This is a genomic window from Geodermatophilus sp. SYSU D00696, assembly GCF_054050235.1.
The window spans coordinates 1-26,255 of sequence record NZ_JBJGYY010000019.1 but is presented as its reverse complement, the minus strand read 5'-3'; the positions used below and the strand labels follow the sequence as shown (position 1 = coordinate 26,255).

Annotated in this window: 26 protein-coding genes; 14 read left to right on the top strand and 12 right to left on the bottom strand. The window is 76.6% G+C overall.

Going from position 1 to position 26,255, the window contains the following annotated elements:
* Window positions 1-56: 56 nt before the first annotated feature.
* Window positions 57-212 (bottom strand): hypothetical protein, encoded by a 156-nt coding sequence (locus ACI79O_RS13580; RefSeq protein WP_456876001.1) that lies wholly within the window; start codon window positions 210-212, stop codon window positions 57-59.
* Window positions 213-282: 70 nt separating this feature from the next.
* On the opposite strand from ACI79O_RS13580, the gene ACI79O_RS13575 reads away from it, so the two are divergent.
* Window positions 283-678 (top strand): hypothetical protein, encoded by a 396-nt coding sequence (locus ACI79O_RS13575; protein ID WP_456914409.1) that lies wholly within the window; start codon window positions 283-285, stop codon window positions 676-678.
* Window positions 679-686: 8 nt separating this feature from the next.
* Here ACI79O_RS13575 and ACI79O_RS13570 read toward each other — a convergent pair whose 3' ends face one another.
* Window positions 687-1,130 carry an arsenate-mycothiol transferase ArsC gene (locus ACI79O_RS13570; RefSeq protein ID WP_456914408.1) on the bottom strand — a complete coding sequence of 148 codons (444 nt, stop codon included), beginning with the start codon at window positions 1,128-1,130 and terminating at the stop codon, window positions 687-689.
* Between the two features lie 200 nt (window positions 1,131-1,330).
* Between ACI79O_RS13570 and ACI79O_RS13565 the strand changes: the two genes are divergently transcribed.
* Complete coding sequence (locus ACI79O_RS13565; protein WP_456914407.1) at window positions 1,331-2,305, top strand: hypothetical protein; 975 nt, start codon at window positions 1,331-1,333, stop codon at window positions 2,303-2,305.
* A gap of 25 nt (window positions 2,306-2,330) precedes the next feature.
* On the opposite strand, the gene ACI79O_RS13560 is transcribed toward ACI79O_RS13565, so the two are convergent.
* Window positions 2,331-4,988 (bottom strand): DUF6777 domain-containing protein, encoded by a 2,658-nt coding sequence (locus tag ACI79O_RS13560; protein WP_456914406.1) that lies wholly within the window; start codon window positions 4,986-4,988, stop codon window positions 2,331-2,333.
* A 163-nt stretch (window positions 4,989-5,151) separates the two neighbouring features.
* On the opposite strand from ACI79O_RS13560, the gene ACI79O_RS13555 reads away from it, so the two are divergent.
* Window positions 5,152-5,958, top strand: a complete 807-nt coding sequence (locus ACI79O_RS13555) for an SDR family oxidoreductase (protein WP_456891160.1) — start codon at window positions 5,152-5,154, stop codon at window positions 5,956-5,958.
* Here the strand turns inward: ACI79O_RS13555 and ACI79O_RS13550 are convergent, their stop codons facing one another.
* From ACI79O_RS13550 to ACI79O_RS13540, 3 genes are all read right to left on the bottom strand, one after another.
* Window positions 5,959-7,362, bottom strand: coding sequence for an NAD(P)/FAD-dependent oxidoreductase (locus tag ACI79O_RS13550; protein WP_456914405.1), 1,404 nt, complete (start codon window positions 7,360-7,362; stop codon window positions 5,959-5,961).
* A 149-nt stretch (window positions 7,363-7,511) separates the two neighbouring features.
* On the bottom strand, window positions 7,512-8,459 hold the full coding sequence (locus ACI79O_RS13545) for a GGDEF domain-containing protein (RefSeq protein WP_456891155.1): 948 nt from the start codon (window positions 8,457-8,459) through the stop codon (window positions 7,512-7,514).
* An 86-nt stretch (window positions 8,460-8,545) separates the two neighbouring features.
* Window positions 8,546-9,487, bottom strand: a complete 942-nt coding sequence (locus tag ACI79O_RS13540; RefSeq protein WP_456914404.1) for a S1C family serine protease — start codon at window positions 9,485-9,487, stop codon at window positions 8,546-8,548.
* Between the two features lie 233 nt (window positions 9,488-9,720).
* Between ACI79O_RS13540 and ACI79O_RS13535 the strand changes: the two genes are divergently transcribed.
* From ACI79O_RS13535 to ACI79O_RS13525, 3 genes are read left to right on the top strand one after another with little or no spacing between them, the layout of a single operon-like run.
* Complete coding sequence (locus ACI79O_RS13535) at window positions 9,721-10,857, top strand: carboxylate-amine ligase (protein ID WP_456914403.1); 1,137 nt, start codon at window positions 9,721-9,723, stop codon at window positions 10,855-10,857.
* Entirely contained in the window at window positions 10,857-12,143 is a 1,287-nt protein-coding gene (locus tag ACI79O_RS13530) for an erythromycin esterase family protein (protein ID WP_456892549.1), read from the top strand. The genes ACI79O_RS13535 and ACI79O_RS13530 overlap by 1 nt, the downstream gene beginning before the upstream one ends.
* A 2-nt stretch (window positions 12,144-12,145) precedes the next feature.
* A complete protein-coding gene (locus tag ACI79O_RS13525; RefSeq protein WP_456892547.1) occupies window positions 12,146-12,820 on the top strand; it encodes an alpha/beta hydrolase in 675 nt (224 codons plus the stop codon).
* 72 nt (window positions 12,821-12,892) lie between these two features.
* On the opposite strand, the gene ACI79O_RS13520 is transcribed toward ACI79O_RS13525, so the two are convergent.
* The gene (locus tag ACI79O_RS13520) at window positions 12,893-14,347 is read right to left on the bottom strand and encodes an NAD(P)/FAD-dependent oxidoreductase (protein WP_456914402.1); all 1,455 of its coding nucleotides are present in this window, start codon (window positions 14,345-14,347) and stop codon (window positions 12,893-12,895) included.
* A gap of 129 nt (window positions 14,348-14,476) precedes the next feature.
* Between ACI79O_RS13520 and ACI79O_RS13515 the strand changes: the two genes are divergently transcribed.
* The 7 genes from ACI79O_RS13515 to ACI79O_RS13485 all read left to right on the top strand — a co-directional run bounded on the left by ACI79O_RS13515 (window position 14,477) and on the right by ACI79O_RS13485 (window position 22,679).
* Complete coding sequence (locus ACI79O_RS13515; RefSeq protein ID WP_456892544.1) at window positions 14,477-15,166, top strand: alpha/beta fold hydrolase; 690 nt, start codon at window positions 14,477-14,479, stop codon at window positions 15,164-15,166.
* 4 nt (window positions 15,167-15,170) lie between these two features.
* Window positions 15,171-16,337, top strand: coding sequence for an ROK family protein (locus ACI79O_RS13510; RefSeq protein WP_456892541.1), 1,167 nt, complete (start codon window positions 15,171-15,173; stop codon window positions 16,335-16,337).
* 163 nt (window positions 16,338-16,500) lie between these two features.
* Window positions 16,501-18,069 carry a sugar ABC transporter ATP-binding protein gene (locus tag ACI79O_RS13505; protein ID WP_456914401.1) on the top strand — a complete coding sequence of 523 codons (1,569 nt, stop codon included), beginning with the start codon at window positions 16,501-16,503 and terminating at the stop codon, window positions 18,067-18,069.
* A complete protein-coding gene (locus tag ACI79O_RS13500) occupies window positions 18,066-19,226 on the top strand; it encodes an ABC transporter permease (RefSeq protein ID WP_456914399.1) in 1,161 nt (386 codons plus the stop codon). The genes ACI79O_RS13505 and ACI79O_RS13500 overlap by 4 nt, the downstream gene beginning before the upstream one ends.
* A 140-nt stretch (window positions 19,227-19,366) precedes the next feature.
* Window positions 19,367-20,422 (top strand): substrate-binding domain-containing protein, encoded by a 1,056-nt coding sequence (locus tag ACI79O_RS13495; RefSeq protein ID WP_456892536.1) that lies wholly within the window; start codon window positions 19,367-19,369, stop codon window positions 20,420-20,422.
* Between the two features lie 56 nt (window positions 20,423-20,478).
* Window positions 20,479-21,669 carry a Gfo/Idh/MocA family protein gene (locus ACI79O_RS13490; RefSeq protein WP_456914398.1) on the top strand — a complete coding sequence of 397 codons (1,191 nt, stop codon included), beginning with the start codon at window positions 20,479-20,481 and terminating at the stop codon, window positions 21,667-21,669.
* The gene (locus ACI79O_RS13485) at window positions 21,669-22,679 is read left to right on the top strand and encodes a sugar phosphate isomerase/epimerase family protein (RefSeq protein ID WP_456892532.1); all 1,011 of its coding nucleotides are present in this window, start codon (window positions 21,669-21,671) and stop codon (window positions 22,677-22,679) included. Before ACI79O_RS13490 ends, ACI79O_RS13485 begins: the two co-directional genes overlap by 1 nt.
* 43 nt (window positions 22,680-22,722) lie before the next feature.
* Here the strand turns inward: ACI79O_RS13485 and ACI79O_RS13480 are convergent, their stop codons facing one another.
* The 4 genes from ACI79O_RS13480 to ACI79O_RS13465 form a co-directional block, all read right to left on the bottom strand.
* The gene (locus ACI79O_RS13480) at window positions 22,723-23,142 is read right to left on the bottom strand and encodes a hypothetical protein (protein ID WP_456892530.1); all 420 of its coding nucleotides are present in this window, start codon (window positions 23,140-23,142) and stop codon (window positions 22,723-22,725) included.
* On the bottom strand, window positions 23,139-23,669 hold the full coding sequence (locus ACI79O_RS13475; RefSeq protein WP_456892528.1) for a cupredoxin domain-containing protein: 531 nt from the start codon (window positions 23,667-23,669) through the stop codon (window positions 23,139-23,141). Before ACI79O_RS13475 ends, ACI79O_RS13480 begins: the two co-directional genes overlap by 4 nt.
* A 103-nt stretch (window positions 23,670-23,772) precedes the next feature.
* Window positions 23,773-24,699, bottom strand: a complete 927-nt coding sequence (locus ACI79O_RS13470; RefSeq protein WP_456914397.1) for an alpha/beta hydrolase family protein — start codon at window positions 24,697-24,699, stop codon at window positions 23,773-23,775.
* A 2-nt stretch (window positions 24,700-24,701) separates the two neighbouring features.
* Window positions 24,702-25,058: a hypothetical protein gene (locus ACI79O_RS13465; RefSeq protein ID WP_456914396.1), complete on the bottom strand. Its 357-nt coding sequence runs from the start codon at window positions 25,056-25,058 to the stop codon at window positions 24,702-24,704.
* Between the two features lie 54 nt (window positions 25,059-25,112).
* Between ACI79O_RS13465 and ACI79O_RS13460 the strand changes: the two genes are divergently transcribed.
* Window positions 25,113-25,652 carry a helix-turn-helix domain-containing protein gene (locus ACI79O_RS13460; protein ID WP_456914395.1) on the top strand — a complete coding sequence of 180 codons (540 nt, stop codon included), beginning with the start codon at window positions 25,113-25,115 and terminating at the stop codon, window positions 25,650-25,652.
* A gap of 1 nt (window position 25,653) precedes the next feature.
* Here ACI79O_RS13460 and ACI79O_RS13455 read toward each other — a convergent pair whose 3' ends face one another.
* Window positions 25,654-26,202, bottom strand: a complete 549-nt coding sequence (locus ACI79O_RS13455) for a hypothetical protein (RefSeq protein ID WP_456873595.1) — start codon at window positions 26,200-26,202, stop codon at window positions 25,654-25,656.
* Window positions 26,203-26,255 lie beyond the last annotated feature (53 nt).

Here is a 26,255-nt window from a genome sequence, read left to right as displayed (position 1 = left end):
CCCGATCGCCCGCTCCCGGTGCCCCGGTCCGCGTCCGCGGACCGGGGCACCGGTCGTCAGCGGCGCAGCCGCTCCCGCACCCCCAGCGCCGCGGTGATGCCGACCGCGGCCAGGCCGACGACGACCAGCCAGAACAACCCCTCCACGACCCAGCCGACGACGGTCACCGCGAGCCAGACGAGCAGCAGCAGTCCGAGCAGGCGCAGCAGCACGGGGACCTCCGGACGCCGGTGGGATGGTGGACCCAGCCTAGGCAGGAGGGCCCCTGTGGAGGAGGGACCGGTGAGCGACCCGGTGGACGACATGACGGCGTTGCTGACCGCGCTGGCGCCCCCGACCGCGGACCTCGTCCGCGCCGCCGACGCACTGGTGCGCGAGACCGACCCCGCCGTGGTCCGGGTGGTGTGGCCGCACCAGCGGACCGTCGGCTACGGCGTGGGACCGCGCAAGCAGTCGGAGCACTACGCCTACCTCGACGTGTACGACCGCCACCTCAACCTCGGCTTCAACCGTGGTGCGGCGCTCGCGGCGGCCGGCCTCGACGGCGGCCTGCTCGACGGGACCGGCGCGTCCTTCCGCAAGCTCGCCGTCCGCACCCTCGACGTCCTCGCCGACCCGCGGCTGCCCGTGCTGCTGCGCGCCGCCCGCGAGGAGCGGCTGCGGGCGCTCGGGCGGTAGCCCGCGGGTCAGCCGGTCAGCTCGGCGAGCAGCCCGCACACCCGGCGGTCGAGCTCGTCGCGTACCGGCCGCACCCCGGCGACGTCGGCCCCGGCCCGGTCGGCCACCGGCCAGTCGAGGTAGCGGGTGCCCGGCAGCAGCGGGCACCGCCGGGCGCCGCCGAGGCTGACGACGACGTCGGAGACGTGCACCGCGTCGGCGGTCAGCGGCTTGGGGAAGCGGACGGACAGGTCGACGCCGAGCTCGGCCATCGCCGCCACCGCGGCGGGGTCGACCCGCGCGGCCGGTGCGGACCCGGCCGAGAGCGCGCGGACCCTCCCGCCGGCCCGCCGGGCGAGCAGGGCGGCGGCCATCTGGGAGGTCGCCGCGTCGGAGGCGCCGACGAACAGGACCGTCGGGGGGCCGACCGGGTGCGGGGCCGCGCTGGGCTGGGCGGAGGGGGAGGGGACCACGGGGACTCCGGGGGTCGGGTGCCGACCGGCGGGTGCCGGCGCGTCGGGACGTCGTCCGGGGCGGGGGACGGCGCCGTCCTCCGGGCCCCACCGTGCCAGGGACGCCACGCGGGCGCACCTCTCTCGCGCGCGGCGGTCGACCGCCCGTCCGCGGCCGTGGCAGGGTCGCGCCGTCGTCCGCCGACCCGCGAGGAGGGAGCGTGGACCTCGACGAGGTCGCCGACGAGCTCTACGGCCTGGCCCCCGGCGACTTCGTCGCCGCCCGCACCGAGGCCGCCCGCCGGGCCCGCGCGGCCGGTGACCGGGCCCTCGCCCAGCGGATCGCCGCCCTCGGCAAGCCCACCACGGCGGCCTGGGCCTGCAACGCGCTGGTGCGGGAGCAGCCCGACGAGATCGCCGGGCTGATCGAGCTCGGGGACCTGCTGCGCGAGGCGCAGCAGGCCCTGGCCGGTGACCAGCTGCGCACCCTGGGCACCCAGCGCTCGCGGCTGCTGGCCGCGCTCACCCGCCAGGCCCGGGCGGTGGCCGCCCGGCTCGGGCACCCGCTCAGCGACGCCGTCGCCGACGGGGTCGAGCAGACGCTGCGGGCCGCGCTCGCCGACCCCGAGGCGGGGGAGGCGCTGCTCGCCGGCCGGCTCACCGGCCCGCTCTCGCCCCGCGGCACCGGCCTCGGCACCCGGCCCGACCTGCGGGTCGTACCGCCGCCGGCCACCGCCCGTCGGCCCGCGCGGCACGAGGCGGACGGGCGCGCCGCCGGGCGGCGGGAGGACGAGGAGGAGGCGCGGCGGCGCGACGAGGAGGCCCGACGGCGGGACGAGGCCGAGGCCCGGCGACGGCGGGCCGCGGAGGAGCGGCGGCAGCGCGAGATCGCCGCCGCCCGCGAGGACGCCGAGGCCGCGGCCGACGTCGCGGAGGAGGCCGCGCGCTCCGCCCGGACGGCGCGGGACCGGGCGGAGCGGGCGCGGCGCCGGGCGGCCGACCTCGCCGCCCGGGTGGAGGACCTGGCCGCGGAGCTCGCGCGGGTCCGCGAGGAGGCCGCGCAGGTCGAGACCGAGGCGGCGACGGCGTCGCGGCGGGCCGGTGCCGCCGACCGGGCGGCCGAGCGCGCGGCGGCCGAGCGCGACCGCGCCGCCGCCCGGGTCACCGAGCTCGAGGACGCCCCGCCGGCCGGCTGACCCGTCGGCTCGCGGCCGGCGGGGGTCAGGGCGTGACCGGGTCCGCGGGCGGGAGCGGGTCGGCCGGGACCTCCGTGGCGGGGTCCTCCTCCCGGGCCTCCTCGGCGGGCGCCCGCCCGGCGGGCTCGTCGGCAGGCGCCTCCGCGGCAGGCGTCTCGGCAGGCGTCTCGGCAGGCGCCTCGGCAGGTTCCTCGGCCGGCTCCGGGTCCGGCGGAGGCGCCTCGGCGGGTGGCGCCTCGACGGGCGGCTGGTCGGCCGGCGGTGGACCGACCGGCGGGGGCTCCTCGGCGGGTGGCGGCTCGTCGGCCGGTGGTGGCCCGGCCGGGGGTGCGTCGTCCGCCGGCGGGGGTTCGCCGGCCGGCGGCTCGGCCGGCGGCGCCTCGGCCGGTGGTGGCGGCTCGTCGGCCGGCGGGGGTCCGGCCGGCGGTGCCTCGTCCCCGGGTGCCTCCCCGGCCGTCCCGTCGTCCGCGGGCGGGCTACCGGGCTCCTCGGGACCGCCCGGGGCGGGGGCGGGCGTGCCTCCGGTCGCCGGGTCGCTCGTTCCCGGCGGGTCGCCGGCGGGCGGTGACCCGCCGGTACCGGCCGACCCGCCGGCGGACGGGGACCCGGTGGCGCCGGGACCGGTGCCGGTCGTGCCCGCGGCCTGCGGGTCGGCGGACGGCGGGGCACTGCTCGACGGGGGCGTCGGCGCGAAGCCGCGGGCCTGCGCCGCCAGTTGCGGGGCGACCGGTCGGTCGGCGTCGCCGGCGGTTCCTGCGGGACGCGCCTCGACGGCGCCGGTCGCGTCGTCGACGAGGACGAGGACCGGCACGGGCGCCGGGCTGCGCTGCACGACGACGACCGTCTCCGGCGCCAGGCCGGGCCACGGGTCCCCCCCGTACTCCGGGCCGGGCCGGGGGGCGGGCGGCGCCAGCGGGTTGCCGCAGATGCAGCGGACCTGCGGGACGCCCGCGCCGTCGACGAGCACGGCGGTGCCCGCCTGCAGCACCGACTGGAACGGGATGGCCCGCCCGTGGGCGAGCCCGTGGTTGGTGACGGCGGTGTCGAAGCGCAGCACGACGGGGGTGAGCGCGGCCAGGTAGTCGCCGATCTCGGCGCGGGGGACGTCCTCGACGGCGGCGAACGCCGCGGCCGCATCGGGGTGGGCGTCGAGGTACTCGGCCATCGCCGCGGGATCGCAGACCTCCGCCCCGGAGCCGCCGTAGAGGCCGGGCCGGTTCCCCGCGACGGTGCTGCCCGCCGCGGTGGCCGGGGCAGCGGCACCCGATGCGGGGCCGCCCGCGCCCGAGGTGGTGCCGGCGGTCCCCTCGGCGGGGCCGTCGCCGTCCGGCTGCGGTGTGCCGGCGGAGTCCGGTGCCGCTTCGCCGTCCGGCTGCGAGCTGCCGGCGGAGCCCGGTGCCGGTTCGTCGTCCGGCTGGGCGGTGCCGGGGCTGCCCGGTCCCGGGGCGCCGTCCTGTTGCGCCGGGTCGGCCGTGCCCGGCGGCGGTGGGACGAACGGGTCGTCCCCGGGGTCGCCGGCCGGCTCGGCCACGACCGGGGTCGACGCCGCCGCGTCGGAGCTGTCGGAGGCCAGCCGGACCGCGGCCACGCCCCCCGCGGCACTCACGGCGACCGCTCCGGCGACGAGCACGGCGATCAGGCCCCGCCGGTGCCCGGCCCGCGGTGCCGGTGGCGGGACGCGGTGCCGCGCTCGGCGGGCACCGGCCGGCCCGGTGGCGGCACCGCGCGCACCGCCCGCCGCGGCACCGCGCGCACCGCCCGCCGCGGCACCGCGCGCACCGCCGGCGGCCGGCGGTGCGACGGCCTTCACCGGCACCGTGTCCGGGGCCGGGACGAGCGCCGCCCGGGCGGCCTGCGCCAGCTCCCCGGCGGTCCCGTACCGCCGGTCGGGGTCCTTGGCCATGCCGTGCGCCACGACGTCGTCCAGCGCGGGCGGGAGCGACTCGACCGCGTCGGAGGGGCGCGGCGGCTCCCGGTGCAGGTGGGCCGCGTACAGCTCCTGCGGGTCGGCGGCGTCGAAGGGCGGCCGGCCGGTGAGCACCTCGTACAGGAGGCAGGCCAGTGCGTAGACGTCGACCCGGTGGTCGGCGAGCCGGGCGGTCAGCCGCTCGGGGGGCACGTACCGGGGGACCTCGACCGGCCCGACGCCGTCGGCCGTCGTGTCCTGGCCGGTGCCCGCGACGGGGGCGCCGGCGACGCCGAAGCCGCTGAGGTGGCAGACCGGGCGGGTGCTCGGGCCCGACAGCAGCACCTCGGACGGCCGGACGTCGCGGTGCACCAGACCGCGGGCGTGGGCGGCGTCGAGGGCGCTGGCCAGCTGGCTCACGGCCACGACGGCGCGGGATGCCGGCAGCGGCCCGTCTGCGGCGAGCGCCGCGGCCAGGGTCCGGCCGTCGACCAGCTCGGTGTCCACGTACAGCCGGCCGTCGATCTCGCCGAACTCGTGCACCCGGACGACGTGCGGCTCGTCCACCCGTGCGGCGCGCTCGCAGTCGCGGAGGAAACGGACGCGGAACCGCGGGTCCTGGGTGAGTTCCGGCCGCAGGATGCGGAGGGCGACGGTCCGGTGCCGGCGGGTGTCCCAGGCACGGTGGACCTCGCCGGAACGGCCGTGGCCCAGCAGCTCGTCGAGCTCGTAGGGGCCGAAGGTCTGGAGCGGCAGGAGCGTCTCCCGGTGGCGCACGGGCTGACGGGGGCTGCGTCAGTCCACCGAGTGTGGGCCGCGACCGGGCGGTGTGCCACGGTCCTGCGGAACGCGCGCGCGTGCGCGGCGGACCGTCGTCGTGTCACTGCGCACGGTGACCAGCCATCCGGCGGGGGCCGCGGTCGGCCCCCAGCATGGGGACATGACGGAGTCAGCGGGCCGCGTCGCGGTCGTCACGGGGTCGGAGTCGGGCATCGGGAAGGCGGTGGCCGTCGCGCTCGCCGAGCAGGGCTGCGACGTCGGGATCACCTGGTACCGCGACGAGGCCGACGCCCTCGACACCGCCGAGGAGGTGCGCTCGCGCGGCCGGCGGGCGGAGGTCCGCCACGTCGACCTCACCCGGCTGCCCGAGGCCGCCGACGTCGTCGACGAGCTCGCCGACGCGCTCGGCGGCATCGACGTCCTGGTCAACGACGCCGGCACCGGGCACTCGACGCTGCTCCTGGAGACCGACTACGCGACCTGGCGCGAGGTGCTGGCCACCGACCTCGACGCGGCGTTCCTGTGCCTGCAGCGCGCCGCGCGCCGCATGGTCGCCGCCGGCCGGGGCGGGCGGGTCGTCAACGTCACCAGCGTCCACGAGCACCAGCCGCGGGTGGGCGCGGCCGCCTACTGCGCGGCCAAGGGCGGGCTGGGCCTGCTCACCCGGGTCGCGGCGATCGAGCTGGCCGAGCACGGCATCACGGTCAACGCCGTCGCGCCGGGGGAGATCGCCACCCCGATGACCGGCCAGGAGGACGAGGACCCGACCGCGCCCGGCCACGAGCGGCCCGGCGTCCCGGTCGGCCGCCCGGGCGACGCGCACGAGGTCGCCGCCGTCGTCGCGTTCCTCGCCTCCCCGGCGGCCTCCTACGTCACGGGGGCGTCCTACACCGTCGACGGCGGCATGCTGCAGATGGGGCCGATGGCCGGCTCGCACCTGACCTCCGGCGACTGGCGCCGTCCCTAGCTACACCTGGCCCGCGAGCAGCTCGAGCAGCCGTGCCCGGTCCGGGCCGGGGAAGCCCGACGGCGGCCGGTGCTCGGCCGCGGCGACGCGCTCCTGCACCTCCGGCCGGGCGAGCACCTCCGCCAGCGGCGCCATGCAGAGCCGGTACTCGAGCATCGCGCGGAAGAGGCCGGCGTCCTGCGCGGCGGCACCGAGGAAGGCGGCGAGCTCCGGCGACGGAGGAGGCGGGGGCCGTCCCTCCCGGGCGGCGGCCATCTGGGCCAGCCGCGAGCGGTCCTCCGCCAGCTGCTCCTGGACGAACGGCGCGGCGGTCCGCTCGGTCGCCTCGTGCCAGGCGGTCGCCAGCGCGGCGGGCCGGTCCAGGTGCTCGGCGACGACGGAGCGCAGCAGCGCCGCGTGCAGGAGGCCGACCGACAGTCCCCGTCCGGCCGAGGGGTTGGTGCAGGCCCAGGCGTCCCCGACGGCGGCGAACCCGGTCACCACCGGACGGCCGTCGACGACGAAGCGGCGGGAGCAGTCGAGCCCACCGGCCATCGCCAGCACCCCGTCGAGCGGCTCCCCGTCGAGCCAGTGCGCCTGCAGGGGGAACGCGCCGAGGACGCGGTCGAAGACCCCGGGGTCGCGCAGGGCCTTGAGCGGGGCGTCCCCGGTCTGGCCGAAGACGGTGAGCGACCAGGTGTCGTTGTCGCCGTCGAGGGTCAGCACCGAGACGCTGCCGCAGGGCATGAGCGACGGTCCGCGGCGCGCCGGCCGGTGCGGGCCGGTGAAGTAGCGCGTGTAGTAGACGAACCCCGAGTCCTGCGCCCGGGTCTCCGGTGGGCGCGCACCGAGTCCGGCCAGCCAGTCCGCCGAGGGCGTCCGCCGGCCGGTCGCGTCGACGACGAGGTCGGCGGCGACCTCCTCGCCCGCCGTCGTCACCACCCCGGCGGCGTGCGGCACGCCGTCGACCGCCGAGGCCCCCGGTCGCAGGCCGGCCACCCGCACCCCGCGGCGCACCGTGACCCCGGGGGTCTCCTCCGCGGCGGCCGCCACGGCCGACTCGACGACCGGGCGCCGTCCGGTGACGAAGCGCAGCCGTTCGTCCCCGGGCCGCGGCGCGCGGTCGGTCACCGTGGGCGGCAGCAGGGGCGTGTAGTCGACCCACACGCAGCCGGCGTCGAGCAGCCGCGTGGTCAGGCCGGGGAGCTCCGCGTCGGCCACGGCACGGAAGCGCGCGAACAGGTTGTGCGGCTGCCGGAACTGGGCCACCCCCCGCCGGTGCCAGGCGTCCCAGGCCTCCGCCGGGGTGGCCGGTGCGCCGTCGGGGTCGGTCTCCAGCACGGTCACCTCGTGACCGTCCTGGGCCAGCATCATCGCCGCGCACAGGCCCACGACGCTCCCGCCGCACACCACCACCGAGGCCATCTCCGCCTCCCCGCGTCCGAGGTCGGTCCCGTGGTCGGCGCGGACGCTCCTCCCGGTCCGGGCTCGCCGGAACGCGACCGGGCGCGCCGGGAGGCGGGCCGTGGCGCGTCGGTACGCAGTGCCGGGCGGTCGTGACCGCCCGGACGCCGTCAGTCGACGGGCGTCCGGCTCTCGCGGGAACGGGTGGCCTTCTGCCGGTAGAGCGCGGCGTCGGCGCGGGCGAGGACCTCGGGGAGCACCTCGCCGGGGCGGGCGGTCGCCGTCCCGGCCGACCAGGCACCCGTCGACGCGGCGCGCAGCCGCCGCAGCAGGTCGGCCGTGGCTGCGGCGTCGCTGCCGGGCAGGCACAGGGCGAACTCGTCCCCGCCGACCCGGCCCAGCAGGTCCGACCGGCGCAGTTCACCGCGCCACCCGACGGCCAGCGAGCGCAGCAGCGCGTCGCCGGCGGCGTGGCCCCCGGTGTCGTTGACGGCCTTGAACCCGTCGAGGTCGAGCAGCGCGACGGTGACCGGCTCGCCGGCCCGCTCGGCCGCGGCGAGCAGCCGGACGGCGCCGTCCTCCCAGGCGCGGCGGTTGGCCAGCCCGGTCAGCGGGTCGGTGCAGGCCGCCCGGCGCAGCGCACCGGTCTGGCGGGCCTGGGCCTCGGTGAGCACGACGGCGGTGACGACCGCGGCGATCCACGGGGAGAGGAAGCCCGACGGGGCCGCCGCGAGCGCGCCGCCGCTGACGACGGCGACCCCGCCGGCGAGGTGGGCCCGGGCGTGCTCGGGAGGCAGCACGTGCCCGGCGAGCACGCCGAGGGCCACCAGTGCCGGTCCGAGGCCGACGAGGCCCACGGCGGTCGCCGACTGCCAGGCCACCAGGGCGGTGAGCAGGGACAGCAACGCGAGTCCCGCGTGGACGGCGGCCATCGGCAGCCGGTCGCGGCCGAGCCAGAACGCCGCGGACAGCCCTCCGCCGGAGACGGCGAGCACGGCGAGCAGCGCCACCGGCGTGCGCGTGTTCATCGGCCACAGCGCGCCGACCGCGCACAGCGCGGCACCGCAGCCGTACAGCAGTGCGAGCAGGCCCAGTCCGCTCCTGCGGTCCCCGTACACCGGCGTCCCCCTCCGTCGCGGGGGTCATCGTCACCCACCGGGACGTTCCTGAGCAGGGGGAACGGCACGGCACCCCGGAGGAGGGGTCAGCCGGTGAGCTCGGTCGGGACGGCGATGACGTCGACCATCGCCCCGCGCCGGTACACCGTCACCGGCAGCGACCGGCCGACCGCCTCGGCGAACAGCAGTCGCTGCAGGCTCTGCGCCTCGGCCACCGGCGCCCGGCCGGCCTCCAGGACGAGGTCGCCGGGCCGCAGCCCCGCCCGGTCGGCCGGCGACCCCGCGACGACGTCGACCACCCGCAGCCCGCGGCGGCGGCCGGTGCGCTCGGCGAGCGGGGCCGGCAGGGGAGCGGGGCTGCTGACCAGGCCGAGGTAGGCCCGCCGGACGCGGCCGTCGCGCACCAGCGTCGTCATGATCCGGCGGGTGGTGGCGTTGACCGGGACGGCCAGCCCCAGCCCCCACCCGGCGACGGCGGTGTTGATGCCCACCACCCGGCTGGCGGAGTCGGCCAGCGCGCCGCCGGAGTTGCCGGGGTTGAGCGCGGCGTCGGTCTGGATGACGTCCTCGACCACCCGCGCGGTGCGCCCGTCGCGGGTCGGCAGCGAGCGCCCCAGACCGCTGACGACGCCGGCGGTGACCGACCCGGCCAGGCCCAGCGGGTTGCCGACGGCGACGACGAGCTGGCCGACCCGCAGCTGCGCGGCGTCGCCGAGGACCGCCGGGTCGGGGGCGGTGTCGGTGGCGCGGACGACGGCGAGGTCGGAGAGCGGGTCGGTGCCCACGACCTCGACCGGCGTCTCGCTGCCGTCGCCGAACACCGCCCGGCCCGCGCGGGCGCGGCCGACGACGTGCGCGTTGGTGAGCAGCAGGCCGTCGCCGGGGACGACGACCGCCGAGCCCGCGCCCGGCCGCCCGTCGGGGCCGGTGACCTGCAGCGCGGCGACGTGCGGCGTGAGGTCGGCGGCCACCGCGGTGACCACCTGCGAGTAGGCGTCGAGCGCGGCGTCGGTGTCCGGTCGCGTCACGGCGCACCTCCTGGGTCTGATTACACCGTTGCACCGTCCAGTGGACGCCTGCCGGGCCGGTCGCGGCCACCCCTCCGGCTACGCCGTGAGCGATCAGGTGCTCTCGCGCGCGGTCGTGCTCTGCACACAGGTGTGTGCACAGCACGACCGTGCTGGTCAGCAGGTGCGCGCCGGGTCCGCCGGTCGTAGCGTCGGCCTGCCCGGCAGGACCCCCGACGGCACCCAGGAGCGGCGTGCACCCCGACGGCCAGCAGTCCGACAGCGGCGGCGTCGGGCGCACCCTCGGCGTCGAGGAGGAGTTCCACCTCGTCGCCCCCGGCACCTACGAGCTGACCCCCGGGCCGCGCGCCTCGGCCGCGGCCCTGGCCGGCGAGGCCGGACCGCGCGTCCTCCCCGAGATCGCGACCACCCAGCTCGAGATCGCCACCGGGGTCTGCACCACGCTGGCGCAGGTCCGCGCCGAGCTGACCGCCGCCCGCGCCGAGGCCGCCGCGGCCGCCGCCCGCGATGGGCTGCTCGTGCTGCCCGCCTCCACCCACCCCTGGGGGTCCTGGCACACGATGCCGGTCACCCCGGGCGAGCGGTACGAGGCGATGGTCGAGCGCTGGGCGGGTCTGGCCCGGCAGCAGGACATCTGCGGCTGCCACGTGCACGTCGGCGTCCCCGACCTCGACACCGCCGTCGCCGTCCTCGACCGCACCCGGCCCTACGTCCCGGTGCTGCTGGCGATGACCGGCAGCTCGCCGTTCCACGACGGCGTCGACACCGGCTACGAGTCGTGGCGGACGCTGTGGTGGACCCGCTTCCCGCACGCCGGCGCTCCCGAGCCCCTCGGCGACGCCGACGGCTACCGCCGGGTGCTCGCGGGCCTGGTCGCCTCCGGCGTCGTCGCCGACGGCTCGCACCTCTACTGGGACGTCCGCCCATCGGCCCGGCTGCCCACGATCGAGTTCCGCCTGGCCGACGTCTGCACCACCCTCGACGACACCGTCCTGCACGCGGCGCTGGTCCGCTCGCTCGTGCGGGTGCTCGCCGCCCGCGCCGTCCGGGGCGAGCCGGTGCCCGAGGTCCGCCCGGAGCACCTGCGCGCCGCCCGGTGGCGGGCCGCGCGGGAGGGCGTCGCGGGGCGGCTGTTCGACCCGCTGCGCCTGGAGCTGGTCGACGCCCGCGACGCGGTCAGCGGGCTGCTCGCCGAGCTCGAGGAGGACCTCACCGCCGCCGGCGAGTGGGACGAGGTGTGCGTCCTGGTGCAGGACCTGCTCGGCCGGGGTACGTCCGCGGCACGGCAGCGGAGGACCTGGCTGCGCACGGGCGACCGCCGGGCGGTCGCCGAGCGGGTCGTCCGGGAAGGGGCGGCCGGGGAGGTCTGATGGACCGGGACGACGTCCGGGGGCTCGCGCTCCCGCTGCGCGACGCGACGGACCTCGACCCGCTGCTCGCCCGGGTCGGCGACGCCCGGGTGGTCGCGATCGGCGAGGCGAGCCACGGCACGCACGAGTACTACGCCTGGCGGGCGGCGCTGACCCGCCGGCTGGTCGAGGAGCGCGGCTTCGGCCTCGTGGCCGTCGAGGGGGACTGGCCCGACTGCTACCGGGTCAACCGGAGCGTGCGGCTGCGCCCGGGCGCCGACGCCGACCCGCGCACCGCGCTGGACGCCATCTCCCGCTGGCCGACGTGGATGTGGGCCAACGACGACGTCGTCGAGTCCTGCCGGTGGCTGCGCGACCACAACGCGGCCCGGCCCGGGGCCGACCGCGTCGGCTTCTACGGCCTGGACGTCTACAGCCTCTGGGACTCGATGCAGCAGCTGGTCGCCTGGCTGCGGGAGCACGAGCCCGACCACGCCGACGCCGCCGTGCAGGCGCTGCGCTGCTTCGAGCCCTACGGGGAGGACGGCGCGGAGTACGCCTTCGCCACCCGGCTGGCGCCGGCGACCTGCGAGCAGACCGTCGTCGACCTGCTGCGCCGGCTGTGCGAGGAGCGCGGCGCCACCACCGACGGCGACGACCCCGAGGCCCGCTTCGCCGCCGAGCAGAACGCCGCGGTCGTCGCCGGGGCCGAGCGCTACTACCGGTCCATGCTGGCGGGGTCGGCGGCGTCCTGGAACGTGCGCGACGTGCACATGGCCGACACCCTCGACCGGCTGCTGGCGCACACCGGCGCGAAGGCCGTCGTCTGGGAGCACAACACCCACGTGGGCGACGCGCGGGCCACCGACATGGCCGACGCCGGGATGACCAACCTCGGGCAGCTGCTGCGGGAGCGGCACGGAGCCGGCGACGTCGTCCTGGTCGGCTTCGGCGGGCACCGCGGCGGGGTGGTCGCCGGGCGGGAGTGGGGCGCGCAGATGGAGCGGATGACCGTCCCGCCGGCCCGGGAGGGCAGTCTGGAGCACCTGCTGCACGAGGCGCTCGGCCGGGACGCGCTGGTCGTCGTCCCGCCGGGTGCGCGCCCGGGCTGGCTGGACCGCCGGCTCGACCACCGGGCGATCGGCGTCGTCTACCGGCCCGAGCGGGAGCGCTGGGGCAACTACGTGCCCACCGTGCTCGGGGAGCGCTACGACGCCTTCCTGTACCTGGAGGAGACGACGCCGCTGCAGCCGCTGCACCTCGAGCGGCCCGACGAGCACGTGCCCCCGGTGGCGCACGCGGTGTAGCCGTGGCCGCTCCGCGCCCGGCCGCCGCGGGACGGCTCGAGGCCCGCCCCGGGCCCGACCCGGCCGGCCCGCCGCTGCCGCCGGGCACCACCGCGCTCGACCTCGGGGGCCGCGCCGAGGCGCTGGTCGCGGTCCCGGGCGGGGGCACCGGCGCGCGGCCCCTGCTGGTGTTCTGCCACGGCGCCGGCGGCGACGCCGCGCAGTCCCTGGCCGCGGTGGGCGACGTCGCGGGGGCCCGCGGGGTCGCCGTGCTCGCCACGTCGTCGGTCGCCACCACCTGGGACCTCATCGCCGGCGGGCTCGGCCGCGACGTCGCCGTCCTGGACGCCGCGCTGGAGCAGGTGGCCGCGGGTCTGGCGGTGTCGCGGACGGCGCTGGGCGGCTTCTCCGACGGCGCCTCGTACGCGCTGTCGCTCGGCCTGGCCAACGGCGGCCTGTTCGAGGCGCTGCTCGCGTTCTCGCCCGGCTTCGCCGCGCCGCCGGGGCGGGAGGGGCGCCCGCGCGTGTGGATCGCGCACGGCACCGCCGACCGCGTGCTGCCGGTGGAGCGCTGCGGCCGGCGGGTGTCGCAGCAGCTCACCGCGGCCGGCTACGACGTCGCCTACGACGAGTTCGACGGCGGCCACGTGGTGACGCCGGACCTCGTCACCGCCGCCCTCGACACGTGGCTCACGTGAGGTGCTGGAACGGCCCCGCTGCAGGGTCCCGCGCCGAGCGTGCGAGGCGTGGGGGGCAGCGGGGTCCTTCGTCTAGGCGGTGCGGCGGGCGACGAGGTCCTTCTGCTGGTCGGGGTTGACCTCGTCCGGGTTCTCGCCGTGGTCCTTGGGGCCGCCGGTCTTGGACGCCGAGAAGCCGGGACCGAGCTTCTCTAGGGCCAGCCGGCCGTAGACCTGCTGCTGGGTGGCAACCCGCTGGGAGCGGCCGCGGCCGAGGAAGCTGACCATCCAGTGCAGCACCGTGGTGACGCGGCTCTTGAAGCCGATGATGTAGAAGAGGTGCACCACCAGCCAGATCACCCAGGCGATGAAGCCCTCGAACTTCAGCTTCTTGATGTCGGCCACCGCGGAGAACCGCGAGATGGTCGCCATGTTGCCCTTGTCGCGGTAGCGGAAGGCCCCGCGGGGCTTCTTCCCGGCGAGGCGGCGGGTGATCTGGTCGGCCGCGTAGCGCCCGCCCTGGATGGCCACCTGCGCCACGCCCGGCAGCTTGTCCGGGTGGTTGGCCATGTCGCCGACGACGTGGATCTCGGGGTGCCCGGGCAGCGTGAGGTCGGACTGCACCGAGATCCGGCCGGCCCGGTCGACCTCGGCACCGGTCTTCTCGCCCAGCATCCGGCCCAGCGGGGACGCCTGGACGCCGGCCGCCCACACCTTGGTGGCCGCGGTGATCCGGCGCAGCTGCCCGTCGGAGTCCTTGACGGTGAGGCCGTCGGCGTCGAGGTCGGTCACCAGGGCGCCGAGCTGCACCTCGATGCCCATCCTGTTGAGGTGCCGGCGGGCCTTCTCACCCAGCTTCGGGCCGAACGGCGGCAGCACCTGGGGCGCGCCGTCGATGAGGATGATGCGCGCCTGCTCGGGGTCGATGTTGCGGAAGTCGCGGCGCAGCGTGCGGTGCGCGAGCTCGGCGATCTGGCCGGCCATCTCCACGCCGGTCGGGCCGGCGCCGACGACGACGAAGGTCATCAGGCGCTCGACCTCGGCGGGGTCGGTGGCGATCTCGGCCAGCTCGAAGGCGCCGAAGATCCGGCCACGCAGCTCGAGGGCGTCGTCGATGCTCTTCATGCCGGGGGCGAACTCGGCGAACTGGTCGTTGCCGAAGTAGGACTGCCCGGCACCCGCGGCGACGATCAGCTCGTCGTAGGGGTGCACCGCGGTGCGGCCGAGGACGGTGGAGGTCACCGTCCGCGCGTCGACTTCGATGTCGACGACCTCGCCGAGCACCACCCGGACGTTCTTCTGGTGCCGCAGCACCTCACGGGTGGCCGGGGCGATCTCGCCCTCGGACAGGATGCCCGTGGCGACCTGGTAGAGCAGCGGCTGGAACAGGTGGTGCCCGGTCTTGGCGATCACCGTGATGTCGACGTCGGCCTTGCGCAGGGCCTTCGCGGCGAACAGGCCGCCGAAGCCGGACCCGACGATCACCACCCGCGGCCGGCCGGTCCGCGAGCTGTCGGCGGGGGTGTGCGCAGGTGATGTCGTCGTCATGATGACTGATCCTCTCCCGTCAGGGACTCCGCTGTCCTGCGGCGCCCGGGCCGGGGCGGTGATCCCCGACACGGCCGCCGTCGAGTGGTGCGCTCGCGGTGTCCGCGTCCACCCGGTACAACCGGGCCGGTGCCCGCCCTCATCCCCCGGCTCGTGGTCGTCCCGGGCCTGGGGCTGGACGGGCGGTCCTGGTCACGGCTGTGCCGGCGGGTGCCCGCCGACGTCGTGCTCCTACCCGGGATGGGCCGGTCTGCACCTGTTCCCCCGCTCGACGACCTCGCCGCCGCGCTGCGCGCCCGCCTCGGCACCGGGCCGGCCGTGCTGGCCGGTCACAGCCAGGGCTGCCAGGTGGTCGCCGCGGCGGCGACCGACCCCCGCGTCGCCGGGGTGGTGCTGCTCGGCCCGTCGACCGACCCGCGGCTGCGCCGGCCGGCGACGCTCGTGCGGTGGTGGCTGGGGACGGCGGTGCGCGAGCCGTGGTGGCAGGTCCCCCTCGTCCTGGCGCAGTGGCTGACCACCGGCCCGCGGGCCATGCGGGCGCTGTGGCGGGCCGCCGCCCGCGACCGGATCGACGCCCGGCTGCGCGCCGTCGGCGTGCCGGTGACCGTCGTCCGGGGCACCCGCGACCGGCTCTGCCGCCCGGACTGGGCGGCACGGGTGGCCGCCGCGGCGCCCCGCGGCCGGGTGGCGGAGGTGCCCGGCGCGGCCCACCTGACCGTGCAGACCCACCCCGACGACGTCGCGGCCGTGCTGCGGACGGCCCTCGCCGACGCCGCCGGGCCGAGCAACGGGCAGCAGGCCCGCGGCGTGTCACCATGACGGCATGGGCTCCTCCTCCGCCTCGGCCGGCGCGCTGCTGCACCACGTGCGCACCGGCCGTGCCCGGAGCCGGGCCGAGCTCGTCGCGCTGACCGGCGCCGCGCGCAACACGGTGAGCGCGCGCGTCGACCAGCTCATCGCCGCCGGCCTGCTCGAGGAGGGCGGCCGCGGCTGGAGCACCGGGGGCCGGCCGCCGACGCTGCTGCGGTTCAACAGTGCGGCCGGGTGCGTGCTCGCCGTCGACCTGGGCGTCACCAGCGTCGACGTCGCCGTCACCGACCTGTCGGCGCAGATCCTCGCCACCGCCGGGCACCCCATCGACATCGCCGAGGGGCCCGGCCCGGTCCTCGCCGAGGTCGACCGGCTGGCGCAGCAGGTGCTGGCCGAGGCCGGGCTGACCCCGGCCGACGTGTGCGCTGCCGGCGTCGGCGTCCCCGGCCCGGTCGAGTTCTCGACCGGACGGCCCTCCCACCCGCCGATCATGCCGGGCTGGCACGACTTCCCCATCCCGAGCGCGTTCGGCCGCTACGGCTGCCCGGTGTTCGTCGACAACGACGTCAACGTGATGGCCCTCGGCGAGATGGGCGTGGCCGGGTCGGTGCAGGACGTCCTCGTCGTGAAGGTCGGCACCGGCATCGGCTGCGGGATCATCGTCGACGGCGGGGTGTACCGCGGGGCGCAGGGCAGCGCCGGCGACATCGGCCACATCCACGTCCCCTCCGCCGACGGCCGGGAGGTCGTCTGCCGGTGCGGCCAGACCAACTGCCTCGAGGCGATCGCCGGCGGGGGAGCGTTGCTGCGCGACGCCCAGGCCGCCGGGCTGCCGGTGACGACGACCCGCGAGGTCGTCGAGCGGGCGGCGCAGGGCGACGGCGTGGCCCTGGAGCTCGTCCGGCGCGCCGGCCGCACGATCGGCACCGTCCTGGCCGCGCTGGTCAACTTCTTCAACCCGCACCGGATCGTCATGACCGGCGGGGTCGCCCAGGCGGGCGTCCCGCTGCTCGCCGGGATCCGCGAGGCGGTGTACGGCCGGTCCATGCCGCTGGCCGCGCGCGCCCTGGAGATCACCGTCAGCGAGGCGCCGGACCTCTCCGGCCGGATCGGCGCGGCCCTCATGGCCATCGAGGGCTACCTGGACGAGGACTCCGTCCACCAGGCGCTCGCCCACTGAGACCGAACCCCCTCCGGCCCGTCCCCGGCACGCCGGGCCGGACCCGCTGGCACGTCGCGATTCGGTAACCGCACCGCGCGGGGCTTGACCTCCTGTGTGCCACCTCATACGTTCTGCGCTCAACGTACTAATGGTCAACACTGAGCAGAAGTCGGGTGATGCCGTGGACACCCAGCACGGAGCGGTGCTGCGCGAGGCGCCGCTGCTGGAGATGCAGGGCATCGTCAAGACCTTCCCGGGCGTCCGGGCGCTCGCCGGTGTCGACCTCGACGTCCGCGCCGGCGAGGTGCACTGCCTGCTCGGCCAGAACGGCGCCGGCAAGTCCACGCTGATCAAGGTCCTCGCCGGCGCCCACCAGCCCGACGACGGCGTGATCCACTGGCGTGGCGAGCGGGTCCGGCTGGCCACGCCGCAGGCCGCGCTGGGCCTCGGCATCGCGACGATCTACCAGGAGCTCGACCTGGTGGCCGGGCTCACCGTCGCCGACAACGTCTTCCTCGGCCGCGAGCAGGCCCAGCTGGGCTTCGTCCGGCCGCGCGAGCTGAACCGGCGGGCGGGGGAGCTGCTCACCCGGCTCGGCCACCCCGAGATCCGGCCGGCCGCCGAGGTCGGGTCGCTGCCCGCGGCCTCCCAGCAGATGGTGAGCATCGCGCGGGCGCTGTCCCAGGACGCCCGGCTGATCATCATGGACGAGCCGTCCGCGGTCCTCGACAACGAGGAGGTCGAGCGGCTGTTCACGGTCATCCGCGACCTCACCGCGCACGACGTCGCCGTCGTCTACATCTCCCACCGGCTGGAGGAGATCCGGGAGATCGGTGACCGGATCACCGTCCTCAAGGACGGCCGGACCGTCGCCACCGGGCTGCCGGCCCGCGAGACGCCCACCCGCGAGGTCATCACGCTGATGACCGGCCGCGACATCGAGTACGTCTTCCCCGAGCGCCACCACCGGCCCCCGGCCACCGCCGAGCCGGTGCTCGAGGTCGACGACCTCGGCCTGCGCGGCGCGTTCTCCGACGTCTCCTTCACCGTCCGGCCGGGGGAGATCGTGGGGCTGGCCGGGCTGGTCGGCTCGGGCCGCTCGGAGATCCTCGAGACCGTCTACGGCGCCCGCCGGGCGACCAGCGGCTCGGTGCGCGTGGGCGGCCGCCGGCTGCGGCCCGGCGACGTCGGCGCCGCGGTGGCCGCCGGCGTCGGCCTCGCGCCGGAGGAGCGCAAGAGCCAGGCGCTGCTGCTCGGCGAGTCGGTCGCCCGCAACATCTCGATCTCCAGCCTGGCCCGCTTCGCCCGCGGCGGCTTCCTGTCCGGCACCGCCGAGCGCGACGCCGCCCGCGAGCAGGTGAGCGCGCTCGAGGTCCGCCCGGCCGACGTCGGCCGCGAGGTGCGCACCCTCTCCGGCGGCAACCAGCAGAAGGTCGTGCTCGCCCGCTGGCTGCTGCGCGACTGCCGGGTGCTGCTGCTCGACGAGCCCACCCGCGGGGTCGACGTCGGCGCCCGATCGGAGATCTACGCGCTGGTCCGAGACCTCGCCGACCGCGGGGTCGCGGTGGTCGTGGTCTCCAGCGAGATCCCGGAGGTGCTCGGTCTGGCCGACCGGGTCCTCGTCGTCGCGGAGGGCCGGGTGCTGGCCGAGGAGCCCGCGTCGGCACTCGACGAGCACCGCGTGCTCGACCTGGTCATGGAGGGGACGTCGACGCACGGCGTCCCGGTGCACGAAGGGGACGTCGCATGAGTGAGGGCAGCACCGCGCTGACCACGGGGACCGGTAAGCAGCAGGCCCGCCGCGGGCACTCCGGCGGGTTGCTGGCCGGGCCGGTGGGCCGCAACCTCGGCCTGGTCGTCGCCCTGGTGCTCCTGTGCGTCGTCGGCGTCGTCACGGCGGGGGACCGCTTCGCCGACGTCGACAACATCCTGACCATCCTGCGGCTGGCCTCGGTCATCGGCGTGGTGAGCGTCGGCATGACGTTCGTGATCATCGGCGGCGGCATCGACCTGTCGGTCGGCGCGCTGGTGGCCCTGGCCTCGGTCTGGGCCACCACGCTGGCCACCCAGCAGATGGCCGAGGACGTCCACTGGATCGTCATGGTCTTCACCGCGCTGGTCGTCGGCGCGGTCGCGGGGCTGGTCAACGGCGTCGTCATCGCCTACGGCCGGCTCGCCGCCTTCATCGCCACCCTGGCCATGCTCACCGCCGCCCGCGGCCTGGCGGAGATCATCGCCAACCGGCGCACCCAGATCGTGCGGGACCGGGACTTCCTGTCCTTCTTCTCCGGCGACGTCCTCGGCGTCCCGACCCTGGTGATCATCTTCGCGCTGGTCGCCGTGGCCGGGTGGGTGCTGCTCAACCGCACCACCTTCGGCCGGCGGACGTTCGCCGTCGGCGGCAACGCCGAGGCCGCCCGACTCGCCGGCATCCGGGTGCAGCGGCACACCGTCAAGCTCTACGTGCTCTCCGGCATCACCTGCGGCATCGCCGCAGTGATGATGATGGCGCGGACGACGACGGGCAGCTCGACGCACGGCACGCTCTACGAGCTCGACGCCATCGCCGCGGTGGTCATCGGCGGGACGCTGCTGATCGGCGGGCGCGGGACGATCGTCGGCACCGTCTTCGGCGTCCTCGTCTTCGAGACGCTCGGCAACATCTTCACGCTCAACAACCTGTCGAGCTCGGCGCAGGCCGTGGCGACCGGCGTGATCATCGTCCTCGCCGTCCTGCTGCAGCAGCGGCTGGCCACCGGCGGCTTCAGCTTCCGCCGGCCCCCGTCCGGAGGCGTGTCCGGAGGCCCCGTGCTGCCCGGCTCGCCGTCGGGCGCGGTGTCCGGCGGCACCACCGCCGACGGCGGGCCCGGTGGTGCCCGGCCGGCCGCGACCGGCAAGACGCTCTGACGGCCCCCGGCCGGGACCTCCCCGCAGGACTTCCCCGCACCACCCGGCGCGCGACCCCCGCGCGCCGGTCGCACCACCCGCCGGACCCGTCCGGCGCCCACCCGGCTCCCGGACAGGGAGGCGACACCCGAGGAGAGAGCATGTCCGCATCGAGGCAGCGTCCGTTCCGCCGTCTGCCGTACGCCACGGTCGCCCTGCTCAGCGCAGGCGTGCTCGTGGCCGGCTGTACCAGCAACACGCCCGAGGACACCGGTGGCGGTGGCGGTGGCGACCAGGCGGCCAGCAGCAACGACGAGGCCGGCGAGACCGTCACCATCGGCTTCTCCGCCCCGGCCGCCGACCACGGCTGGATGGCCGGCATCACCGAGGCCGCCCGCGCCGAGGCCGAGAACTACGAGGACGTCGAGCTCGTCGTCGCCGAGGGCACCAACGACGTCAGCACCCAGATCAGCCAGGTGGAGACGTTCATCAACGACGGCGTCGACGCCATCGTGCTGCTGCCCTTCGACGGCGCCGCGATGACCCCGGTCGCGCTCCAGGCGATGGAGGCCGGCATCCCGGTCATCAACGTCGACCGCGAGTTCGACAGCGAGTTCGCCGCCCGCGCGACGATCCTCGGCGACAACTACGGGATGGGCGTCTCGGCCGGCACGTACATCTGCGAGCAGCTCGGCGAGAACCCGGACGCGGTCGTCGCCGAGATCGCCGGCATCGACTCGCTGCCGCTGACCCAGGACCGCAGCCAGGGCTTCGCCGACGCGCTGGCGGAGTGCGGTCTCGACGTCGACAACCGCGTCGCCGCCGACTTCACCGTCGAGGGCGGCGAGGAGGCGGCGTCGAACCTGCTGCAGGCCGCGCCGCAGATCGACGCCATCTGGAACCACGACGACGACCAGGGCGTCGGCGTCCTGGCCGCCATCCAGAGCGCCGGCCGCAGCGAGTTCTTCATGGTCGGCGGCGCCGGCTCGGCCAACGCCATGCGGGAGATCCAGTCCGGCGAGTCCGTGCTCCAGGCGACGGTCATCTACCCGCACACCCAGGCCGCCGACGGCATCGCGCTGGCCCGGCTCGTCGCGCAGGACAAGAGCCTGTCGGACCTGACCTCCCAGGGCGTCCCGCGGCGGACGGTGCTGAACGCGCCGGTGGTCACCGCGGACAACGTCGACCAGTACATCGACGCCGCGTTCGAGTCCTGATCCACCCGGGCGGGACCGCCGGTCACCGGCGGTCCCGCCCCTCCCCGGGAGCCCCCATGACCTCAGCAGACCGGCCGACCCTCGGGATCGGTCTCATCGGACACGCCTTCATGGGCGCGGCGCACTCGCAGGCCTGGCGCACCGCCCCGCACTTCTTCGACCTCCCGCTCCGTCCCGAGCTCACCGTCCTCGCCGGCCGCGACCGCCAGCGGGCCACCGACGCCGCCGCCCGGCTGGGCTGGGCGGGGGTGGAGACCGACTGGCGGCGGCTGCTCGAGCGCGACGACGTCGGCCTGGTCGACGTCTGCACCCCCGGCGACACCCACGCCGAGATCGCGATCGCGGCGCTGGAGGCCGGCAAGCACGTGCTGTGCGAGAAGCCGCTGGCCAACACCGTCGCCGAGGCCGAGGCGATGGCCGCCGCCGCCGCCCGGGCCGCCACCCGCGGCGTGCGCTCGATGGTCGGCTTCACCTACCGCCGGGTGCCGGCGATCGGGCTGGCCCGCCGGCTGGTCGCCGAGGGCCGCATCGGCCAGGTGCGGCACGTGCGCGCGCAGTACCTGCAGGACTGGATCGCCGACCCCTCGGCGCCGATGTCGTGGCGGCTGGAGAAGGACAAGGCCGGCTCCGGCGCGCTGGGCGACATCGGCGCGCACATCGTCGACCTCACCCAGTACGTCACCGGCGAGACGCTCACCGGCGTCAGCGCGCTGCTGGAGACCTTCGTCAAGGAGCGCCCGCTGCCCGCGGCGGCCGGGTCGCTGTCCGGCGTCGCCGGCGAGGGGACCGGCCAGGTCACCGTCGACGACGCCGCCGTCTTCCTCGGCCGCTTCTCCGGCGGCGCGCTGGCCACGTTCGAGGCCACCCGGTTCGCGCTGGGCCGCAAGAACGCCATCCGCGTCGAGGTCAACGGGTCCGAGGGCAGCCTCGCCTTCGACTTCGAGGACATGAACGTGCTGCAGTTCTTCGACGGCCACGAGCCCGCCGAGCGCGCCGGGTTCCGGCGCATCCTGGTCACCGAGCCCGGCCACCCCTACATCGGCTCGTGGTGGCCGGCCGGGCACGGGCTGGGCTACGAGCACGGCTTCACCCACCAGGTCGTCGACCTGGTCACCGCGATCGCCAAGGACCAGGACCCGGCGCCGTCGTTCGCCGACGGCCTGCAGATCCAGCGGGTGCTCGACGCGGTCGAGCGCAGCGCCGCGGCCGACTCCGTGTGGATCCGCATCGAGGAGAGGACCGACTGATGCCCCGTCCCGTCACCCTGTTCACCGGCCAGTGGGCCGACCTGCCGTTCGAGGAGGTGGCCCGGCTCGCCTCCGAGTGGGGCTACGACGGCCTGGAGATCGCCTGCTGGGGCGACCACCTCGACGTCGAGCGCGCCGCGAACGACGAGTCCTACGTGCAGCAGAAGCTCGAGCTGCTCGACAAGTACGGCCTCAAGGTGTGGGCCATCTCCAACCACCTCAACGGACAGGCCGTCTGCGACGACCCCATCGACGCCCGGCACCAGGACATCGTCAACAGGCGCGTCTGGGGCGACGGCGACCCCGAGGGCGTGCGGCGGCGCGCCGCCGAGGAGATGGAGCTGACCGCGCGCGCCGCGGCGAAGCTCGGCGTCAAGACGGTCGTCGGCTTCACCGGATCGAAGATCTGGAAGGCCGTGGCGATGTTCCCGCCGGCCCCGGCCTCGATGATCGAGGACGGCTACGCCGACTTCGCCGCCCGGTGGAACCCGATCCTCGACGTCTTCGACGAGGTCGGCGTCCGGTTCGCGCACGAGGTGCACCCGTCGGAGATCGCCTACGACTACTGGACGACGGTCCGCACGCTCGAGGCGATCGGCCACCGCGAGGCCTTCGGGCTCAACTGGGACCCGTCGCACTTCGTGTGGCAGGACCTCGACCCGGTCTCGTTCATCTGGGACTTCAAGGACCGGATCTACCACGTCGACTGCAAGGACGCGAAGCGCCAGGTGGGCAACGGCCGCAACGGCCGGCTCGGCTCGCACCTGCCGTGGGCCGACCCGCGGCGGGGCTGGGACTTCGTCTCCACCGGCCACGGCGACGTCCCGTGGGAGGCCTGCTTCCGGATGCTCAACACCATCGGCTACGACGGGCCGATCTCGGTGGAGTGGGAGGACGCCGGCATGGACCGCCTCGTCGGTGCCCCCGAGGCGCTGGCGTTCGTCCGCCGCCTGGCCTTCGACCCGCCGGCCGCCGCGTTCGACGCCGCGTTCTCGTCCTCCCAGGGCTGACGCCCGGCGGTGGGCGGGTGGCCCGCCCGCCCACCGCCGGGCGTCAGCGGCCGGCCGGCCGCCGGGCGAGGACGGCCAGCACGACGAGGACGACGACGGCGGCCGCCTCCACCCAGAAGGACTCCCACCACAGGGTCGCCAGGGTGGTCTCCACGAACCCGAAGAGGCCGACCGTCGTGGACAGCAGCAGTGCGGCCAGGGACCCCGCGGCGAACAGGGCGCCCAGCGATGCCGCCCAGGTCACCAGGCGCGGCGGCGCGGCCAGCAGCAGCAGCGCGCCACCGATCCCGAGTGCGGACTGCACGAGGAACGCCGGGCCGATCACCTCGACACCGCTGTAGCCCTGCTGCCACAGGTAAAGGTGGATGGCGGCGATCGCCGCCAGCAGCGCCGCCCCGACCAGTCGGAGCAGCGCGATCGCCACCCCGGTCCGCGGGGGCCGGGTCGAGGTCTGGCCGCTCATGCCGCGACCGTCACGTTCGTCAGCATCCCCATGGCCCGGTGGTTGCCGATCGAGCAGTAGAAGACGTACTCACCCGCCTCGAGGGTGACCGTCAGCGTGGTCGACTCGCCCGGTCCGATGGTGTCGCTCGCGGCGACGTCCTGCCCGTCCCGCTCGACGACCAGGTCGTGGGTGGCGTTGCCCTCGTTGACCACCTCGATGGTGTACTCACCGGGGGTGAAGGAGCTCTCCGAGAGGTCGATGTACATCTCGCCCTCGGTGGCGGTGACGGTCCGCGCCTCGGCCGGCGCCGCCGGGGCGGCAGCGGGGGTGCTCTCCGGCGCGGCGCTGCTGGGCGTGGTGCCGCTGGACGTGGCGCTGCTCGAGGTGGCGCTCGGCGAGGGCGTGTCCTCGGAGTGCTCGCCCTCGGCGTGGGCGCTGGTCGAGGCGGCGGCGGTGTCACCCTCACCGCCGTCCGAGCACGCACCCAGCAGGCCGACGCCCAGGGTGATGGCGAGCGCCGCGGCGCGACGGGTGGGCAGCGACACATGGACCTCCTCGCGAACGACGGGGCCCGTCCCGGCGACGGTCCACCGTTGGCCGGGGATACTGCACCCACCAGCGCCGGTCGGGAACCCCCGTCCTCCCGGCTCAGGTGGGGGACGTGACCGCGACCACCCGACGGCACCACCCGACGACGGCCGCGAGCACCTCGGCGTCCACCGGTCGGCGCAGCTCGCCGCGGTAGGCCCCCATCGACGCCCGCCCCGGCTGGCGGCGCAGCGTGTGCGTCAGGTCGGGCACCGCCACGGTGGTGACCGGGCCGGGCACCGTCGCCGCGACGACGTCGAGGTCGGCGACCGGGACCTGCAGGTCCTTCTCGCCGGTCACGGCGAGCACCGGCGCGGTGATCCGGGCGAGGTCGCCCCGCGGGTCGTGGTCGAGGAACTCCCGGTGCCAGCGGGCGTTCACCCGCACGCCGCCGATCCGGGCGACGTCGGTGGTGGTGGCCCGGATGCGCTCGTGGTTGGCCGCCACCTTGCGCTCCAGGTCGATCCGCAGCAGCCGCAGCACGCCGCGGACGGGAGCCGGCAGGGTGGGCCCGATCTGCCGGGCCTGCCAGCGCAGCAGCTCGTCGCCGGGCCGCGCCGACGCCGCCAGCAGGACCACCCCGGCGGCCGGCACCCCGCGCGCGGCCACCGCCGCGGCCAGCAGGGCACCCTCGCTGTGGCCGACCAGCAGAACGCGGCCGGGGTCGACCTCGGGCCGGGCCGCGAGGGCCTCGCGGGCGCGGACCAGGTCGTCGGTGTTGTCGGAGAACCCGGCCCGCCGCCAGTCGCCGGGGGAGCCGCCGACGCCGCGCTTGTCGTAGCGCAGTGACGCGATGCCGCCCTCCGCGAGGGCGTGCGCCAGTTCCCGGGTGACGCCGAAGCGGGCCCGGCGGTGGTCGGAGTCGCGGTCCAGCGGGCCCGAGCCGGGCGCCAGCAGCACCGCGGGCACCGGGCCGGGGGAGTCGGGCAGGGTCAGGGTGCCGGCGAGCGGGGGCTCGCCGGGCACCGTCAGCGGGGTCTCGCGCACGGTCAGCGCCCGGGGGGCAGGTGCGCGGCGACGCCGGCGGCGACCGCGGCGGCGTCGCCGGCGGACACCAGCAGGGTGTCGAACCGCTGCCCCGTCAGGTGCAGGCGCACGGCCGGGCCGCGGCGCACGCTGACGAACGCCTTGCTGCCCCGGCGCCGCCAGGTGCCGATCAGCCGCCGGCCGGGCAGGCCCAGCCCGGGAGCGCGCAGGCCGCGGGCGGCGGCCAGGCCGTCGGGGACGACCTCGGCCGAGTGCACCGCCGTCAGCGGCACCTCGAGGTCGCGCAGCAGGCCGAGGACCTTCTCGGCCCGGGTGAGGGTGACGCGCAGCGTCCAGGGTGTCGTCTCGATCGTCGCCATGGCATCATCGTTATCGATCGTGAGACCGTTGTCAATGATGAGAGAGGTGGCTGCGTGGCGACCGCGGACCTCCTGTTGCACCCGGTGCGCCTCCGGGTCGTCCAGGCGCTGCTCGGCGACCGGACCCTGACCACCGGCGAGCTGCACGCCGAGCTGCCCGACGTCCCGGTCGCGACCCTCTACCGGCACGTCGGCGTGCTCGCCGACGCCGGCGTGCTCGAGGTGGTCGCCGAGCGGCGGGTCCGGGGGAGCACCGAGCGCACCTACCGCCTGGTGGTCACCGCGGCCTCGGTCGGGCCGGCCGAGGCCGCGGCGATGACCCCCGACGAGCACCGCCGCGCGTTCGGGACGTTCGTGGCCGCGCTGCTGGCCGACTTCGACCGCTGGGTGGCGCGCGCCGCGGACGCGCCGGGCGGGCCCGATCCGGCGCGTGACGGCGTCGGCTACCGGATGACCGGGCTGTGGCTGGACGACGACGAGTTCGCCGGCCTGCTCGACGACGTCCGTGCGGTGCTCCGGGCCCGGCTGGGCAACGAGCCCGGCGGAGACCGGCGCCGGCGCCTGGTCGGCACGGTGTTCCTCCCCGGCGACTGACTTACGCGGCGGCGCGGGCGGCGGCCCGGGCGGCGCGGCGCTCGGCCTGCCGCTCGACCTTGCGCTCGGCCTTCGCCACGCGGCGGTTCGCCCGGGCGAGGGTCCGCGAGGCCTTCTCCACGCGCTTGGCGCCGCGGTCGACGGTGCCGCGGGTGAGCAGCCCGACGCCGATGCCGAGCAGCCACACGTCCTTGGCCACGGTCAGGCCCTGCTCGGTGGGGGCGAGGCTGCCCTCCTTGCGCATGCCGGGCGTGCGCAGGTACAGGCCGAGCAGGCCCCCGGCGAAGCCGGTGAGGACGGCGCCGGCCACCGCGGTCGGGACGAACGGGGTCAGCAGGGCGGCCCCGACGGCGATCTCCGCCGTCGACAGGACCTGCACGAACTGCCGCGGCTCGACGTCCTTGAGGAACGGGTAGGTGCCGGCGGCGAAGCCGTGCAGCCCGGCGGCGGTCTGCTCGTCGGCACCGCGCTTGCCCAGGCCGCTGTTGAGGATGAACGCGCCGGCGGAGACGCGGGGACCGATCTCGGACAGGGTGATGGGCAGGGCCACGGGGCACCTCGCAGGGGTCGGGGACGGTCGGGAGTGCTCTTCCCGACCGTCCC

Excerpts from the sequence above, each read along its gene's own strand:
- ACI79O_RS13555 (WP_456891160.1), top strand. The coding sequence starts at position 5,152 with ATGACGGAGTCAGCGGGCCGCGTCGCGGTCGTCACGGGGTCGGAGTCG.
- ACI79O_RS13550 (WP_456914405.1), bottom strand. The coding sequence starts at position 7,362 with ATGGCCTCGGTGGTGGTGTGCGGCGGGAGCGTCGTGGGCCTGTGCGCG.
- ACI79O_RS13530 (WP_456892549.1), top strand. The coding sequence starts at position 10,857 with ATGGACCGGGACGACGTCCGGGGGCTCGCGCTCCCGCTGCGCGACGCG.
- ACI79O_RS13520 (WP_456914402.1), bottom strand. The coding sequence starts at position 14,347 with ATGACGACGACATCACCTGCGCACACCCCCGCCGACAGCTCGCGGACC.
- ACI79O_RS13510 (WP_456892541.1), top strand. The coding sequence starts at position 15,171 with ATGGGCTCCTCCTCCGCCTCGGCCGGCGCGCTGCTGCACCACGTGCGC.
- ACI79O_RS13500 (WP_456914399.1), top strand. The coding sequence starts at position 18,066 with ATGAGTGAGGGCAGCACCGCGCTGACCACGGGGACCGGTAAGCAGCAG.
- ACI79O_RS13495 (WP_456892536.1), top strand. The coding sequence starts at position 19,367 with ATGTCCGCATCGAGGCAGCGTCCGTTCCGCCGTCTGCCGTACGCCACG.
- ACI79O_RS13490 (WP_456914398.1), top strand. The coding sequence starts at position 20,479 with ATGACCTCAGCAGACCGGCCGACCCTCGGGATCGGTCTCATCGGACAC.
- ACI79O_RS13485 (WP_456892532.1), top strand. The coding sequence starts at position 21,669 with ATGCCCCGTCCCGTCACCCTGTTCACCGGCCAGTGGGCCGACCTGCCG.
- ACI79O_RS13480 (WP_456892530.1), bottom strand. The coding sequence starts at position 23,142 with ATGAGCGGCCAGACCTCGACCCGGCCCCCGCGGACCGGGGTGGCGATC.
- ACI79O_RS13465 (WP_456914396.1), bottom strand. The coding sequence starts at position 25,058 with ATGGCGACGATCGAGACGACACCCTGGACGCTGCGCGTCACCCTCACC.